Annotated in this window: 13 protein-coding genes and 2 pseudogenes; 10 read left to right on the top strand and 5 right to left on the bottom strand. The window is 67.7% G+C overall.

What is annotated here, in order from left to right:
• Positions 1–135 precede the first annotated feature (135 nt).
• The gene (locus ACGFNP_RS46340) at positions 136–636 is read left to right on the top strand and encodes a DUF4158 domain-containing protein (RefSeq protein ID WP_393329387.1); all 501 of its coding nucleotides are present in this window, start codon (positions 136–138) and stop codon (positions 634–636) included.
• On the opposite strand, the gene ACGFNP_RS46335 is transcribed toward ACGFNP_RS46340, so the two are convergent.
• Positions 571–1,473: a LysR substrate-binding domain-containing protein gene (locus tag ACGFNP_RS46335; protein ID WP_393329385.1), complete on the bottom strand. Its 903-nt coding sequence runs from the start codon at positions 1,471–1,473 to the stop codon at positions 571–573. The two genes, ACGFNP_RS46340 and ACGFNP_RS46335, sit on opposite strands and share 66 nt — an antisense overlap.
• A gap of 188 nt (positions 1,474–1,661) precedes the next feature.
• Here ACGFNP_RS46335 and ACGFNP_RS46330 point away from each other — a divergent pair, with 188 nt between their 5' ends.
• The 3 genes from ACGFNP_RS46330 (at position 1,662) to ACGFNP_RS46320 (ending at position 4,635) form a co-directional block, all read left to right on the top strand.
• Positions 1,662–1,955, top strand: coding sequence for a DUF1330 domain-containing protein (locus ACGFNP_RS46330; RefSeq protein ID WP_393329384.1), 294 nt, complete (start codon positions 1,662–1,664; stop codon positions 1,953–1,955).
• A gap of 731 nt (positions 1,956–2,686) precedes the next feature.
• Positions 2,687–4,024, top strand: coding sequence for a DUF4158 domain-containing protein (locus ACGFNP_RS46325; protein ID WP_393329382.1), 1,338 nt, complete (start codon positions 2,687–2,689; stop codon positions 4,022–4,024).
• A gap of 41 nt (positions 4,025–4,065) precedes the next feature.
• Complete coding sequence (locus ACGFNP_RS46320) at positions 4,066–4,635, top strand: hypothetical protein (RefSeq protein WP_393329381.1); 570 nt, start codon at positions 4,066–4,068, stop codon at positions 4,633–4,635.
• 102 nt (positions 4,636–4,737) lie between these two features.
• On the opposite strand, the gene ACGFNP_RS46315 is transcribed toward ACGFNP_RS46320, so the two are convergent.
• A complete protein-coding gene (locus ACGFNP_RS46315; protein ID WP_393329379.1) occupies positions 4,738–6,195 on the bottom strand; it encodes a DHA2 family efflux MFS transporter permease subunit in 1,458 nt (485 codons plus the stop codon).
• An 86-nt stretch (positions 6,196–6,281) separates the two neighbouring features.
• Here ACGFNP_RS46315 and ACGFNP_RS46310 point away from each other — a divergent pair, with 86 nt between their 5' ends.
• Together ACGFNP_RS46310 and ACGFNP_RS46305 are read left to right on the top strand one after the other, a co-directional pair.
• Positions 6,282–6,467 (top strand): hypothetical protein, encoded by a 186-nt coding sequence (locus ACGFNP_RS46310; protein ID WP_393329377.1) that lies wholly within the window; start codon positions 6,282–6,284, stop codon positions 6,465–6,467.
• A 53-nt stretch (positions 6,468–6,520) separates the two neighbouring features.
• Positions 6,521–9,686: pseudogene (locus ACGFNP_RS46305) on the top strand (Tn3 family transposase).
• Positions 9,687–9,740: 54 nt separating this feature from the next.
• On the opposite strand, the gene ACGFNP_RS46300 reads toward ACGFNP_RS46305, so the two are convergent.
• Both ACGFNP_RS46300 and ACGFNP_RS46295 read right to left on the bottom strand, forming a co-directional pair.
• Complete coding sequence (locus tag ACGFNP_RS46300) at positions 9,741–11,333, bottom strand: carboxylesterase/lipase family protein (protein WP_393329375.1); 1,593 nt, start codon at positions 11,331–11,333, stop codon at positions 9,741–9,743.
• Between the two features lie 32 nt (positions 11,334–11,365).
• Positions 11,366–11,599, bottom strand: coding sequence for a hypothetical protein (locus tag ACGFNP_RS46295; protein ID WP_225302423.1), 234 nt, complete (start codon positions 11,597–11,599; stop codon positions 11,366–11,368).
• Between the two features lie 92 nt (positions 11,600–11,691).
• On the opposite strand from ACGFNP_RS46295, the gene ACGFNP_RS46290 reads away from it, so the two are divergent.
• The 4 genes from ACGFNP_RS46290 to ACGFNP_RS46275 all read left to right on the top strand — a co-directional run bounded on the left by ACGFNP_RS46290 (position 11,692) and on the right by ACGFNP_RS46275 (position 14,903).
• Complete coding sequence (locus ACGFNP_RS46290) at positions 11,692–12,333, top strand: TetR/AcrR family transcriptional regulator (RefSeq protein WP_357955414.1); 642 nt, start codon at positions 11,692–11,694, stop codon at positions 12,331–12,333.
• A 308-nt stretch (positions 12,334–12,641) separates the two neighbouring features.
• On the top strand, positions 12,642–13,574 hold the full coding sequence (locus ACGFNP_RS46285) for a tyrosine-type recombinase/integrase (protein ID WP_393329373.1): 933 nt from the start codon (positions 12,642–12,644) through the stop codon (positions 13,572–13,574).
• A gap of 86 nt (positions 13,575–13,660) precedes the next feature.
• Positions 13,661–14,044 (top strand): MarR family winged helix-turn-helix transcriptional regulator, encoded by a 384-nt coding sequence (locus ACGFNP_RS46280; protein ID WP_393329372.1) that lies wholly within the window; start codon positions 13,661–13,663, stop codon positions 14,042–14,044.
• Positions 14,045–14,294: 250 nt separating this feature from the next.
• The gene (locus ACGFNP_RS46275; RefSeq protein ID WP_393329370.1) at positions 14,295–14,903 is read left to right on the top strand and encodes a recombinase family protein; all 609 of its coding nucleotides are present in this window, start codon (positions 14,295–14,297) and stop codon (positions 14,901–14,903) included.
• A gap of 144 nt (positions 14,904–15,047) precedes the next feature.
• Here the strand turns inward: ACGFNP_RS46275 and ACGFNP_RS46270 are convergent.
• Positions 15,048–15,154, bottom strand: a pseudogene (locus tag ACGFNP_RS46270) (IS5/IS1182 family transposase); the annotation flags it as partial.

Genomic DNA, 15,154 nt, shown 5'->3' with positions numbered 1-15,154 from the left:
CTGAGCGGCCCTCGGGTTTGCGCTGGTGAGGGCAGGGGTTCCCGGATGTGATCGATCTCAGCCCTCGGCGTAGTTGATCTTTTGGTACGTTCCTCGATCCGTATGGGTTGATATTTACGGGTCTGGGGTTGTGGCGTGACGTCGATCGAGCGGACCGCGTATCCGCGGTTCAAGCGGTTCCTGTCGGCCCGGGAGTTGCACGTGTTCTACACGCCGCAGATGGAGGAGATCGCGTGGGCGAGTGGGCAGGTGCGGTCGGACAACCACCTGCTGGCACTGATGGTGCAGCTGAAGTGCTTCAACCGGATGGGCTATTTCCCCCGGCTGGATGACGTCCCGGAGGCAGTGGTGGCCCACATCCGCCGAGATCTCGGGCTGGGCGAGGACGTCGCCGCGGTGTACGACTCGGACCGGACCCGGGGCCATCATCGGATGCTGATCCGCCGGCGTAGCGAGGTCGTGTCGGACATTCAGCAAGACCGCCGTCGTCGTCATCACCGCGGAGTCCGCCAGGCGCAAGGTCTTCGACCTCGCCACCGCAGGCGTCCGTCTCGCTTGACCTCTTGCGCGTCAGTCCGACAGCCAGTGCAGCTCGTGCGCCAGGGTTTTGGCGACGGCACGGATGCGGCGGTGTAGTGGCGACGGCTCGCGTGGGAGGACCAGGTGGATCGTCAGGCTGGGCGCGCCCCGCAGCGGTCGCCAGGTGAGACCGGCCGGTGGTGCCGTGACCGCGGTTTCTCCGGCCGGGGCGAGGGTGACCCCGTCGCGCAGGTCGCGCTGAGACATGTCGAAAGAGACTGCGGGCGTGTGGAATCGGGGGTGTGGTCGGGTGTCTCGGAACAGTGCGGACAGCTGATCGTGGATCACGGGGTTGGCCGCACGGTCCGGGAGTCGCAGCGGATACGCGGCCGCGTCGGCGATCTCGATCTCCGGGTGTTCGGCCAGCGGATGGTGCTGCGCCAGCTGGACCCCGATGCGCTCACGCCGCAGCAGGAACCGGCGCACGCCACGGCCCGGCTGTTCACCGCGGGTGATCCCGGCATCGATGCGGCCGTCGGCGACCGCGGGGGAGATCTCCGGTGTCGCCATCGGGACCGCGCCGACCTCGAGTCCGCTGTTGCCGCGAATCAGCCTGTCCACCAGGGCCGGTGCCGTCTCGGCCCCGGCGCTGAGGCTGTATCCGATGCGCAGCGTGCCCAGTTCACCGGCCGCCGCGCTCCGGGCGGTGTCCCATGCCCGGTCCAGCGCCGCCAGCGCGGGCGGCGCGGACTCCGCCAAAGCCGCACCGGCCGTGGTCAATACGACGCTACGCGTGTTGCGGACCAGCAGGGCCGTACCGAGTTCCGCCTCCAATCGGCGCATCCGGGCGCTGAGTGCGGGCTGTGCGATGCCGATCCGTGCGGCCGCGCGGGTGAAGTTCAACTCCTGCGCCAGCACCAGGAAGTACCGCAGGCTCACCGTATCCGGCGCCACGTGCCCTCCCTGCCGATTGATAACGATCGGTTCTGAGTCTATCCCGTACCGGTCTTTCCCTCGACCGCACATCAAGCCCTAACCTGCGCATATGACGATTCAACTGACCGCAGTACCCGTCGCCGGGATCGATCGATCTGAGTGTCAATTCGAAGTAGGACGTGTCCGGCCGAACACAGGAGGTTTCCATGGCTAAGGGCTACTGGGTCAGTGTCTACCCCGCCATTTCCGCCCCTGAGAGGCTGACTGCCTACGACAAGCTGGCTCGTCCGGCTGTCCAGGCTGGGGGCGGGCGCCTCCTGTCCCGTGGCGGTCGAGTCGTCGCCCACGAGGCCGGAATCACGCAACGCGTCGTTCTGATCGAGTTCGACAGCTTTGAACAGGCCGTCGCGGCATACGAGAGCGAGGCATACCAGAAGGCGCTGGTGGCCCTCCCCGACGGCGTCGAGCGCGACTTCCGCATCATCGAAGGCATCGACTGACCGGCGGGCCCAGCCATCGCTGAGCATCCGTCACCTGATACGCACACGGTGCTGAACGACGACTCACGAGACGAGTTCGAAGCCATGCCCCGCGTCCCAGTTCGTCGTCGACGTCCTCGACGGCCTGATCCCTGTCGGGCGGATCGAAGAAGCGACGCGACGTCCGGGCCAGCTGGACTGTCTCGCTGACCTCGTCGACGAAACTCACCCTCGCCCGAAGCGAACCGCGAACCGCTTCTCACACGACAGATCGGTCCAGCGAACACAAGGCTTCGATGACCAGGGGCGCATCCTGCATCCATCTGCCGTGTGCCCCGTCGGGGCTACTCAGAGTACTGATATACAGTTTGAAGAACCGCAGGTCAAGACCTCTTTCGAGGGGTTTCGATCTGCGGTTCTTCTGTTGTTGAAGTAGCCCAGGGGCGCGCCTGGCTGCGCCAGGATGGCGCACTGGAGCCGGCCGCCCAGCCGCGAGTCCCTACGGATCGCCGCGAACTGCTCCACCCTGCTCAATGCCACACCCACCCCCAAGGGCCGCTCAGCACGCCGAGCGTCTCACCACAACCACGTAGATGGGGCCAAATCTCGCTGAACAGTAACCACCCAGCTACACGGGGTGCCGGCAACCTACGTGTCATAGGCCGCCAAACCTCGAAGATCCTTAGCCTGACCTCTTGTAATGCCGGAGCGCCTGGCGCGGATCTATGGGCATGGAACGTCCGCCGCTTGGCATGGATGAACTCATCGAGCACTGGACTGTGCTGAGTGATGAAGTCGGCCTGGTCAGTGCGAAGCAGGAAGGCACGCGTCTGGCCTTTACGCTGCTGCTGAAGTACTTCACGCGGCACGGGCGGTTCCCGCGTGGGCGGGCGGCGTTTCCTGACGAGGTGGTCGACTACGTCGCGAAGCAGACCAAGACGTCGGCCGGCAGCTTGGGCTTGTACGACTGGTCGGGCCGGACGATTGAGCGTCATCGCGGTGAGATCCGCGACCATCTCGGTTTCCGGGAGTGCTGGGTCGCGGACGCCGACAAGCTGACCGACTGGCTGGCCGCGAACGTCGCAAACGCCGAACGGGCTCCAGATCGGGTGCGGGAGGAGTTGGTCAAGCAGTGCCGCCGGGAGCGGATTGAGCCGCCGTCGCCCGGCCGCATGACCAGGATCGTGCGCTCGGCGTTACACAACGCGGAGCAGACCTGGTTTCACCGGATCGCGGCGCGGCTGGATGCGGTGACGGTGGCCCGAGTGCTCGCCCTGGTGGCCGCCGACAACGCCGTGGTGGAGATCGAGGAGAGCGATGACGATCTGGACGAGGATGAGGGCTCGGTCCTGTCGCTGATCAAGGCGATGCCGGGCAATGTGAGCCTGGACTCGATGCTGACGGAGATCCGTAAGCTGAACGCGATCAGGGCCATCGAGCTGCCAGCCGGGTTGTTCGCCGATGTGGCGCCGAAGGTGCTGGGCGGGTGGCGCTTCCGCGCCGCGGTGGAGTCTCCCTCGCACCTGCGCCGGCGGGCCCGTAACGTGCCGGAGGCGACGGTCACCTTGCTGGCCGCGCTGTTGGTGGAGCGGGAGCGGGAGGTCACTGACGCCCTGGTCGACCTGCTGATCGCCACGGTGCACCGGGTGGGCGCGCGGGCCGAGCGGAAGGTCACCGAGGAGCTCATCAACGCTTTCAAGCGGGTTTCGGGCAAGGAGAACCTTCTGTTCACCATCGCCGACGCCTCACTGGCCGCGCCGGACGGCACGGTGCGCGAGGTGGTCTTCCCAGCGGTGCGGGGCGGTGAGCAGACGCTGCGCGAGTTGGTGCACGAGTTCAAGACCAAGGGCCCGGTGTACCGGCGCACCGTGCAGCCCACGTTGAAGGCCTCCTACACCAACCACTACCGGCGCGGCCTGATCGAGCTGCTGGAGGTGCTGGAGTTCCGCTCCAACAACACCGTCCACCAGCCCGTCATCGACGCGCTCAAGCTCGTCAAGCGCTACGCCAAGGCCGGCAACACCACTACTACCCGCTCGGCGAGACCACGCCCGAGCACAAGGGCACTCTCAAGGACTGGGCCGACCTGATCTACCGCACCGACACCCGTGGCCGGCGCCGGGTGTCGCGCATGGTGTACGAGGTGGCCACCTTCCAGACCCTGCGTGAGCAACTGCGCTGCAAGGAGATCTGGGTCGTCGGCGCCGACCGGTGGCGCAACCCGGATGAGGACCTGCCGACCGACTTCGAGTCCCGCCGCGCCGAGCACTACCGCGAGCTGCGCAAGCCCTTGGACCCGACAGAGTTCTGCGACAGCCTGCGCGAGGAGATGACCAGCGCCCTGGCGAAGCTGAACGACGCCCTGCCCTCCCTGGACTGGGTGGAGATCAGCGACCGCAAGGCGGGAGCGATCAAGCTGTCGCCGATCGAGGCCGCCCCCGAGCCGCGTAACCTGCGCCGGATCAAGAACGAGGTGGCCCGCCGCTGGAGCGCCGTCCCGCTGATCGACATCCTGTTCGCCGGCGCTACTATGCTTCAAGACGTTCTCGCCGAGCCCGAGTGGTCCGCGCTGCTCACCCCGGTCGACCGGCGCGGCCTGACCCCGCTGTTCTGGCTGCACATCCGCCCTTACGGCGAGGTGCGTCTCGATCTGAGCGCCCGGTTGAGCATCGGTACTCTCGGCTCGCTCGGCAGCGCGTGAGCGGGAACACGGAGACGCTGCGTCTGTGGGCATTGTAAAGGCGGCCGAATCCGCTGGATGTGGGTCCGGCCGCCTTCGTCGAGGTTCACGGGCTGAGTACACCTAGGCCGGGGTTGATACAGCCTCTTTGCGCGGCAGCAGGAAACTGACGGCGAAGGTGATGGCGAGCAGGAGGAGGCTGCCCCAGATGGTGGCGGTGAAGGCTGATGCGTATCCGCCGGTCGGCTCGCTGGCATGTGTGGACAGCTGAGCGAAGAAGACGGTGCCGAAGAGGGCTACTCCTACGGACGCGCCGAGCTGAGCGATGGTGTTGAACAGGCCGGATCCGGAGGCGGCGTGCCTGGCGGGGACCTTCTCCAGCGTCAGTTGGGCTAGCGGCGCCACGGTCAGCCCCATTCCCAGCCCGCCGACGACGACACCGGGCAGGAAGCTGAGCCAGTTCGTGCTGGGAGTCGCGGAGCCTGCGGCCAGCGCGAGGAGAGCAAAGCCGGCAGCCAGAACGACGAGCCCGATCTGCACCGTGGTGCGTCCGAGGCGTGGAAGCAGCACCGCTGCGCCGAGTCCGGCCGCGATGGTGGTGGCGATCGGCCACGGCAGGATCGTCAGTCCGGAGCTCATGGGTGTCATGCCGAGGCCGGGCTGAAGGAGCTGCATGAAGGTGAGGAAGAAGCCCATCACCGGGAGGAAGAACAGGAACTGGGTCAGGAGGCCGCCGCCGACCGAGCGCATCCGTAGGAGCCCGACCTCGATGAGTGGGGACTTCCCCCGGCCGGAGAGGTGCCGCTGATGCCGGACGAAGCCGGCTAGGACGATGACGCCCAGGATCATGCTCACGTATGCCCAGAGGGGCCAGGGGCGTTCCTCGCTGCCCTTGATGAGCGGGTAGAGGATCAGGATCAGGCCTGCTGAGGAGATGAGGACGCCGGTGAGGTCGAGGCGTGGCCGTGTGGTGCTCCGCGCCTCCGGCAGGACGACGGCGGCGGTGAGGAACGCCAGGATGCCGACGGGGATGTTGATCCAGAACACGGTTCGCCAGCCTTGGCCGAACCAGTCGGCTTGCAGCAGGACCGCGCCGAGGATGGGTCCGGTGGCGGCCGCCAGCCCGGACAGGGAGGAGAAGGCCGCCATGGCTCCGCCGCGCTCGTGCGGGGCGTACATGAGCTGGATTTGTGAGAGCACCTGGGGAACCATCACCGCGGCGAAGAGGCCCTGGACAATGCGAGCACACACCAGCACCTCGGCGGTGGGGGCGGCGCCGCACAGGGCGGAAGCGGCGGTGAAGCCGGCGATCCCTACGAGGAAGACGCGCTTGTAGCCGTACAGATCACCGAGCCTGGCCCCGGTGATGATGCCCAGGGCGAACGTGAGCGTGTAGCCGGTGAGCAGCCACTGCAGATGCGCCGGCGAGGCATCGAGCTCTGTACGGACGGAGGGCAGCGTGATGTTCACGATGGTGACGTCGAGCAGGTCCATGAAGCTCGCCAGCAGGATGACGACGAGCGCCACTGTTCGTGCTCTGGTGACAGGTGTCGTGGCCGGGGCTGGTGTGTCGGTAGACACGAGGCTCTCCAGTTCTCAGGAAGTAGGATCAGCTACAATAGCTGCATCATTAAGTATCTGAATCGCGAAGATAAATGGAGCCTGGCATGCCCGTCAAACCGCATGACGACCACACCGACGAACCGGCCGACCGGATCGTCGCGTCCATGACGGACCTCGCCGGAGCCCTGCAACGCCTGAATGACCTGATCCGGGGGCGAGGAGCCGGCGGACAGCCGTTGGCGCTGAGAACGATCAAGACGCACTCACGGGTGAAACATCCTCACTTGTAACGCGTCGATCACTATGAGTTGATCCCCGCCGATATGGTCCTACCGTGCGGGCTATGCCTGCGGAATTTCTGTCTGCCGAGCACAGGGCTGCCTACGTCTCGTTCATCGAGGTGCCGTCGCTGTCAGACCTGGAGAAGTTCTTCTTCCTGGACAGCTTCGACCGGAATGTGATCGCGCAGTCGAGAGCCGATTCTCACCGGCTGGGCGTCGCCGTCCAGATCGGGACCGTCCGGTACAAGGGGCTGTTCCTGGAGGATCCGCTCGCGGTGCCCTGGCCGGTGGTGGACTACCTGGCCGAGCAGCTGGGAATCGGTGACGCGTCGCAGGTCAAGAAGTACGCCGAGCGGCCCAAGACGACGTACGAGCACGCGTGGATGATCCGGGACGCCTACGGTTGCCACACCTTCGATGACACCAACAGCTGGAGCGAGCGGCAGCTGACGCGCCAGTTCCGGACTTTCCTGCACGGCAGGGCGTGGACGCACGCCGAGGGGCCGGTGGCGTTGTTCGAGCAGTCGGTGGCGTGGCTGCGGCGGCATCGGGTGTTGCCGCCCGGGGTGACCGTGCTGGAGCGGCTGGTTGGCAGCGTGCGGGAACGGGCCGATGTCCGCATGTACACGGTGGTGACCAAGCAGGTCCGCCGTGCCGATCCGCACCTGCCGGCCGCGTTGTCGGATCTGCTGGTAGTGCCCGAGGGATCGCGCATCTCGGAGCTGGAGAAGCTGCGGCAGGCGCCCAAGCGCACGTCAGGGACGGAGATGGTGCGGGCGCTGCAGCGGGTGGACAACCTGGCCGCCTTCGGGTTGAGCCGGGTCGCGGTGTCGAAGGTTCCGGTGCGGCGGATGAAGACCCTGGCCAAGCACGGGGCGGGCAGCAAGGCGCCGGCGCTGGACCGGCTGGTCGAGCCGCGCCGGACGGCGACGCTGCTGGCGGTCACGCGGAGTCTAGAGGCCGAGGCGATCGACGACGCTTTGGATCTGTTCGCGCTGTTGATGGCGACCCGGTTGATCAGCCCGGCCCGCCGCAAGTCCGCCGACGAACGGCTGCGGATGCTGCCCCGGCTGGAGCGGGCCTCCAAGCTGGTGGCCAAGGCCGGCCGCGTGCTGGTCGACCAGCTCGACTTGGTCGACCAGGAGGGTGCCGACCTCGATGTGGCGGCGATGTGGGCCGCGGTGGCCGAGATCGCCGACGTGAGCAAGGAGCAGGTCCGTGCGGCGCTGCAGGTGGTGGAGGAGCTGGTCCCTGAGGAGGACGGCGCGGCCGAGGCGGCGATGCGGGCCGCTGGTGGAGAAGTACCACACGGTGCGCCCGTTCCTGCGGCTGCTGGGCGAGTCGAAGGCACTGTCGGCGGCGCCGGGCGGGCGGCGCGTGCTGGCCGCGGTGCGCCGCTTGCCGGAGCTGTCGCGTCGGCAGGTGAGCAAGAAGCCGCTGTTGCCCAGGGAGATCGACGCCGCGCTGGTGACCGCGTCGTGGAAGCGGGCGGTGTATGCCAACCCGGACCTGCCGCAGGGCGCGGTCGATCGTGACGCGTACGTGGTGTGCGTGCTGGAGCACCTGCTACGGGCCCTGACGATCAGGGACGTGTTCGCCACGCCGTCGCTGCGCTGGGCCGACCCGCGCGCGCACCTGCTGGCCGGGGCGCAGTGGGAGTCGATCGCCGAGGATGTGCTGGCATCCTTGTCGCTCACCGACCCGGTCCAGGAGCACCTGAACGGCAAAGTCCTGGCCCTGGACGCGGCCTGGAAGCAGATGGACGCCCGGCTGGAGGAGGCGGGCGAGGACGCGCTGGTCTCGGTGGTAACCCCGGTCGGGGGCGGGCGGGCCCGGCTGTCGGTGGAGAAACTCGGCGCGCTCGGCGAGAGCGAGTCCCTGGCGTGGCTGAGGGCCGCCTGCCAGGCCATGCTGCCCCGCATCGACCTGCCAGAACTGCTGCTGGAGGTGCACGCCTGGACCGGGTTTCTGGACGCCTACGTGCACCTGGCCGACATCTCCACCCGCATGAACCACCTGCCGACATCGCTGGTGGCGCTGCTGATCAGCGAGGCCTGCAGCGTCGGACTGACCCCTGTGATCAAGGCGGGGGAAGAGGCGCTGACCCGTGGCCGGCTGTCCCACGTGGATCAGAACTACGTGCGCGCCGAGACGCACGCCGCGGCCAACGCGATCCTGATCGCACACCAGGGCAAGGTGCCGATCGTCGCCTCGTGGGGCGGCGGCTTGCTGGCCTCGGTAGACGGGCTGCGGTTCGTCGTCCCGGTCAAGACGATCAACGCCGGACCTTCACCCAAGTACTACGGCTACAAGCGTGGTATCACCTGGCTCAACGCAGTAAATGATCAGGTTGCGGGGATCGGGCAGATGGTGGTGCCGGGCACTCCCCGCGATTCGTTCTACATCCTGGACTGCCTGATCAACCTGGACGCCGGGCCGAAACCCGAGCTGGTCACGACGGACCAGGCCAGCGACAGCGACATGGTGTTCGGGATCTTCTCCATGCTCGGCTACCGGTTCGCGCCCCGCTTCGCCGACCTGGGCGACCAGCGGTTCTGGCGCGCCGAGCTGCCCGACGGCACCACCAGCGCATACGGGGTGCTGGAGGCGATCGCCCGGAACAAGCTGAACACCAAGAAGGTGATCGCCCAGTGGCCGGACATGCTCCGCGTCGCCGGATCGCTGGTGACCAACCAGGTGCGCGCCTACGACCTGCTGCGCATGTTCGCCCGCCAGGGTTCTCCGACGCCGCTGGGGCAGGCGTTCGCCGAGTACGGCCGTATCGACAAGACGATGCACCTGCTGAGCATGCTGGACCCGATGGATTCCAGCTACCGTCGGAGCCTGGGTAAGCAGTTGTCGGTCCAGGAGTCCCGGCACCGCCTGGCCCGCAAGATCTGCCACGGCAACTCGGGCCGGATCCGACAGGCATATCGGGAAGGCCAGGAGGATCAACTCGCGGCTCTTGGACTTGGCGTCAATGCCGTCGTGTTGTGGAACTCACGGTATCCGTCGGCGATCGTGGACCAGTTGCGCGCCCAGGGTGTGCCGGTCAAGGACGAGGACGTGGCACGGTTGTCCCCGCTGGGCCACGCCCACCTCAACTGCCTGGGCCGCTACGCGATTGCTTCCTCGGCCCCGGACAAGGGCCTGCGGCCGCTCGGCGCGGCGGCGCTGCCCGAGGTCAGTGCCGCCAGTGCCGCTGTCGTGGACGATGACGGTGTCTGAACCGCTGACCGATGACCGTCTGAATGACGGCTCAGCTCATGGGCTGGAGCTCTTTCACTTGCGTGTGTCCCAAAAGCGGCAGTGGTGTTCGGTGGAGCCGTCGCCATTGCTTCGGGCCGAGGAAAGGGAGCGGACGCGGTTCGCGCTCTTGCTGGTCAGGGGCTTCCATTGGGGCAGGCTCGGGTCGTTGGGATTGCCGGTGGCGGCGAAGCGGGTCCAGTAGGCGATCATCTGGTCGGCCAGCCGGCGTTGGCTTGTCGAGAGGGGCTGGGCGGTGGCGGCGCCGGAGCCGTCGAAGAGGTAGGGCAGTTCTCCGCCGTGGTAGGCGCCCAGAGGGAAGGCGGCGGGGATGGGAAACCCGGATGGTCTGGGGGCGGGATCGTCGGCGAACTCGTATTGGTAGACGGGGGTCTTGCGGGCGAGCAGGCGGTTGCCCGCCTGGGTGGGGCAGGTCCAGCCGCGGTCGGTGGCGATGGCGGCCCATGCCAGGGAGGGGGAGCCGTGTGCGCTGAGGGGATACCTGGCCGCGACCCGCCGGGCGTCGGTGCCGAAGGCGGTGCGCAGGAACTGCTGATAGGTCTGCCGGGTCAGAGGCTGGCCGGGACCGTCGAAGTACATGGCCACGAAGTATCGGGCCTCGTGCGCGGTGGTGCCGGCCATGAGCGGCACCGGGTGGAGGCGTCCCTCGGCCACCGCCCGGCGCGGGTCGAGCGGCAGCGTGTCACTTCCGTACGAGGGCGCCCAGGTGGCGGGAATCTTCTGCTGCGCGGCGAGCAGGGCCGGGACCGGGGCCCGGCGCAGGCAGGCCATCGTCTGGGCGGCGTCGGTGCATCCGATCTGTTCGGCGGCGGCTGCGGCGATCTGTTCGCCGGACTGCCGTGATGGCCACACGGTGTCGCCGCCGGCGGGGTCGATGCCCATCTGGCGCATCGAGCATGTGCCGCTTTGGACGATCGCCTTGTCGAACAGCCCCGCCGCCGTGGGGGATGTCAGCTGAGCGCAGGTGCTGAACGCGCCCGCGGACTCGCCGAACAGGGTGATGTTGCGCGGGTCGCCGCCGAAGGCCGCCGCGTTGTGCCGTATCCAGCGCAGCGCGGCCTGCTGGTCGAGCAGGCCGAATGCTCCCGAGCCGTTCAGGGCGGGGTGGCCGAGGAAGCCGAAGATGCCCAGCCGGTAGTTGACGGTCACGACGACCACGCCCGCCTTCGCCAGCCGCTGGGTGTCGTAGTCGCCGCCGGCGCCCTGGGTGAAGCCGCCGCCGTGCAGCCAGACCATCACCGGCAGCCGTTGTCCGGCGGGCACGGCCCGGGGGGCGGTGACGTTCAGGTACAGGCAGTCCTCGGCGGCGCTGGCCGGGTTGGAGTCGGCGGGATTGGCGTTCTGCGGGCAGCGCGGGGCCGTGCGGGTGCCGTCCTCGATGCCCTTCCACGCTTGGACGGGCTGGGGCGGCTGCCAGCGCAGCGCTCCGGTCGGCGGTGCGGCATAGGGGATGGCGTTGAACCGCTGCACGTCCCGGCCGATGTGAGCGCCGGTGACGGCGCCGGACGAGGTGTGCGCGACAGGCTGGCGCGAGCTCGATGGGGGGCCGGTGGCGCTCCCGCAGGCCGCGACGACGGACAGACCGGCCACCGCCGTGACCAGCCGCACGCGCGCCGTCCTGCACGCCGTTCCTCGGGGTCTCATCGGCGCACCGCCCGATACGTCGCGATGAGCAGGAACGCGGCTCCGAGGGTGCCCAGGGCGAGATCGGCCCAGCCGGGGACGCCGACGGCGCGCAGGATGCCGGCGATTCCGAAGCTGGTGTCCCACTGCGCCTCGGTGATCGCCGAGCCGAACCCCTGCACGGTGAACAGAGCTCCGGCCAGCCACAGCGCCTTATCGGCTGTACGGTTGCGTGTTTGCGAACGACTCATGGCGTCCTCCCTTGTTCCGATGCGTACGCATCAAATAAACCGGAAAAGTTGATACGATGCAACCGCATCGAAATGCTGGCGGAAGGAACCCCATGCCCAAGCAGGTCGACTACGAGACGCGACGCCGCCACATCGCCGAAGCGGTCTGCGACCTGATCGACCGGCACGGCCCCGAAGGCGCGACCCTCCGGGACGTGGCGCAGCAGGCTGGGGTGTCCATGGGAGCAGTGCAGCGATGCTTCGCCACCAAGGACGAGATGCTCGCCTTCGCACTGCACCACATCACCGAACGCATCACCGCGCAGGGCCAGGAGGAAATCGACGCCTCCGCCGCCAAGGAGTCGGCGGTGACCCTGCTCACCGCCACCCTGCGTACGCTCACCCTGATCGAGCCGCACCAGCGACGCGACGCCAGGATCCTGGCGGCCTTCACCGCCCACGCCACGGCCATCCCGTCCCTGGCGGAAATCCTGCGCCAAGCCCACGCCAAAACGCGCGACCTGCTGGTCTGGCTGATCCGCTATGGCCAGCGAACCGGCGAGTTCCGCGACGACCTCGACGCCGACCTGGAGGCCGAGACCCTCCTGCCACTCGTCGAAGGGCTGACCTCACTCGCCCTGCTCGGACACCGCCCCACCGTGCCCGCCCACGACACGCTGACTCGTCGTATCGACGGCCTGCTCATGCAGCCATCCCGGCCAAGCCGACCGGCCTCATCGACCGCAATCACCTGAGGGTGCCTTGCGAGCGCGGCACCAGCGCTGCGTCCGTCACACCACGTGCGCCAAGACGCCTTCCAGAGGCGCCAGACGTTCACCGTCACGCTTGGCGTGTGATGTTCTTCACCGCCGGCGTCCGCAGCGACCCTCAGCCGGTTGCTCTATGCGAGCGGGCCTTGCGGTGCGAATCAGCAGGATGGAGACCAATGATTGCGGGATAACCTTTGTTATCTGGCAAGATAGGGATCGCTGACGTAGCGCGAGCTGGGCGGCCGTCGTACGGCGCGGATGCTTCGTTTCCCGGTTATCTGGCAACTCGGCGGATGGGAGGCGTACTGAATGGATCCGGTCATCGCCCAGCGACTCGGCCACTCCCACCCGCTCGCCCGCCATCTCGACGACTCCTCACCGACCTGGCCAACGCCGGCGCCTCCACCCACACCCGGCGCGCCTACCGCGGCGACCTGATCACCTTCGCCGCCCACCACGGCGAGGAGATCGGCGCACTGTCCGCCGCGCCGGTTCGCGCGTTCCTGGCCGAGCTCGTCGACCTGACGCCGGCCAGCCGCAAGCGCGCCGCCGTCGCTTCCTTCGCCAAGTGGGCCGTCCGGCACGACCTGCTGCATGCCAACCCGATGGACCGGATCGACACGATCAAGGCGCCCAAGAGCCTGCCGCGCCCGGCCGCGGCCGCCGACGTCGTCAAGGTGCCGGCGGTGATCTGCTCGCGGCGGCCGCGCAAGGATCTGCCGCTGGACCGGCTGCTGTTCGAGACGGCCTACGTGTGCGGCGCCCGCGCCTCCGAAGTCTGCGGCCTGTACGTCGAAGACCTCGACCTGCGTATGGACGACGAACACGTCCGCATCCACGGCAAAGGCGGCAGCGTGCGCACCGTCCTGTTGGACGACCGCGGCTACGTCGCCCTGCTCAAGCTCTACCTAGCCCGCGCCGACTACACCGCCGGGCCGCTGTTTCGCGCCTCCATCAACGGCTACGGCGGGCCCCTGTCCTACGACGCCGCCCACCACCGCTGGCAGGGCTACTGCACCGCCGCACGCGTCGAGATCGACATCCACCAGCTGCGCCACGCCCACGCCACCGAACTCATCAACGCCGGGGTGTCCATCGAGGCCGTCCGCCGCCGCCTCGGCCACGCCTCCACCGAAACCACCCAGCTGTACGCGTTGCTCGACGATAAGGTCGCCGACGCCGAGATCCGCGCCGCCCGCCGACGCCGCGACCGGGCAACGCGCTGAAGAACCTTCACGACCAAGAGCGACCTCACTCGCTGCGACCAAGATCCTTCTCAGCGCCAACGGCTGTCCGCCGGTTCCTCACCCCCGTGATCGCCCAGCACCTCGGTATCGCCCAGACCGATCTGCTCTGCCTGCACGCACTCGACCGCGCGGGAGCCTCCACCGCCGACGCGCTCAGCTCCCAGCTCGGACGCACCACCGGCGCGGTCACGCACATGATCGACCGCCTGGAGAAGGCGGGATACGTCCGGCGCAAGCCTGACCCACAAGACCGGCGCCGCGTACTCGTCGAAGCCTCGGCTTCGGGACTCGAACGAATTGCTTCGTTCTACAACGGGATCGATGCCCGCAGCCGCCGATTGATGGCCACTCTTTGTCAGGATCAACTGGTGACGATCCAGACCTTCCTGCTGAGCAGCTACGAAGGCGCCATCGAAGAGTGTGAACACTTGATCCGGCGTCGGGGATGATGATCCGCCTCGCACTGTCCATCAATCGAACGTTTCTCGACAAGATCACCAAGGCGGCTTCGGTCCAGTGATCAACGCTGCCCGAGTGTCCAAGAAACGTGTCGAGAAGTCGGGGTGTCCAACAACTTCAGCAAGGCCGTTTCTCGTACGATTCTGGAGTGACGATCACTCCGCCCGACGCGGGAACCGCAGTGGCGCTCTTGTCGTCGATGACGCTCTGTCCGCCGAACCCCCTGCCGCCACCGGCGCCTTGATCGGTTACGCCCGCGTCTCCACCGCCGGGCAACTCCTGGATCGGCAACTGGCCGCCTTGACCGAAGCGGGCTGCCTCCGCATCTTCGCCGACAAGAAGTCCGGCAAGAACGTCGAACGTGAAGAGCTCTGGAAGGCCCTGGACTACATGCGCGTCGGCGACACCCTCGTGGTGCCCTCGCTGGACCGGCTCGGCCGCTCCCTGCAAGACCTCATCTCCATCGTGGCCGGGCTGCGTAAGCGCGGCGTCGGCTTCCGCTCGCTGCACGAGGCGCTCGACACCACGACCCCCGGCGGCCGACTCGTCTTCCATGTCTTCGCCGCCCTCGCCGAGTTCATCCGCGAGCTGATCGTCGAGGGCACCCACGAGGGCCTGGCCGCCGCCAAGGCTCGCGGCGTGCGACTCGGCCGCCCGCCCGCGATGACCCCCGAGCAGGTCCGGCACGCCCGCGCCTTGCTCACCCAGCCAGACGCCACGGTGTCCTCGATCGCCCGGCTACTGAACGTCAGCCGCTCCACGATCTACAAGTACGTGCCCGAACTCGCCACGGGCCGCCCTGGCATCGAACAATCAGCAGCACGAGTCGAACTGGAGACGGACGGCTAGATCCCAGATCAGAGCTTACTCGGCGGCTGATGGCGCGTTGGTTAACGGCACCCCTGTTTGTCTGTTTTGCTGCCACCCTGATCGGACTCAATCTCTGACTCCTCGTCAAGTTTCATAGTAAGAGGTCGCGCCGATAGGTGATCGTCAGCGGCGTCGTTCGGGGCGGTTGGTCCAGCGGTGGGTGATCCAGGCTCGGCGGATCAGGCTACGGATCGTGATGATGGCGTCGGCGAGGTCGAAGAACGCATCGA

Source organism: Nonomuraea sp. NPDC049269 (genome assembly GCF_043197155.1).
Classification (GTDB): domain Bacteria; phylum Actinomycetota; class Actinomycetes; order Streptosporangiales; family Streptosporangiaceae; genus Nonomuraea.
This window is presented reverse-complemented; position numbering and strand designations above follow the sequence as displayed.

Coding starts and splice junctions, on each gene's coding strand:
- ACGFNP_RS46330 (WP_393329384.1), top strand. CDS start 1,662: ATGGCTAAGGGCTACTGGGTCAGTGTCTACCCCGCCATTTCCGCCCCT.
- ACGFNP_RS46325 (WP_393329382.1), top strand. CDS start 2,687: ATGGATGAACTCATCGAGCACTGGACTGTGCTGAGTGATGAAGTCGGC.
- ACGFNP_RS46320 (WP_393329381.1), top strand. CDS start 4,066: ATGGTGTACGAGGTGGCCACCTTCCAGACCCTGCGTGAGCAACTGCGC.
- ACGFNP_RS46310 (WP_393329377.1), top strand. CDS start 6,282: ATGCCCGTCAAACCGCATGACGACCACACCGACGAACCGGCCGACCGG.
- ACGFNP_RS46295 (WP_225302423.1), bottom strand. CDS start 11,599: ATGAGTCGTTCGCAAACACGCAACCGTACAGCCGATAAGGCGCTGTGG.
- ACGFNP_RS46290 (WP_357955414.1), top strand. CDS start 11,692: ATGCCCAAGCAGGTCGACTACGAGACGCGACGCCGCCACATCGCCGAA.
- ACGFNP_RS46285 (WP_393329373.1), top strand. CDS start 12,642: ATGGGAGGCGTACTGAATGGATCCGGTCATCGCCCAGCGACTCGGCCA.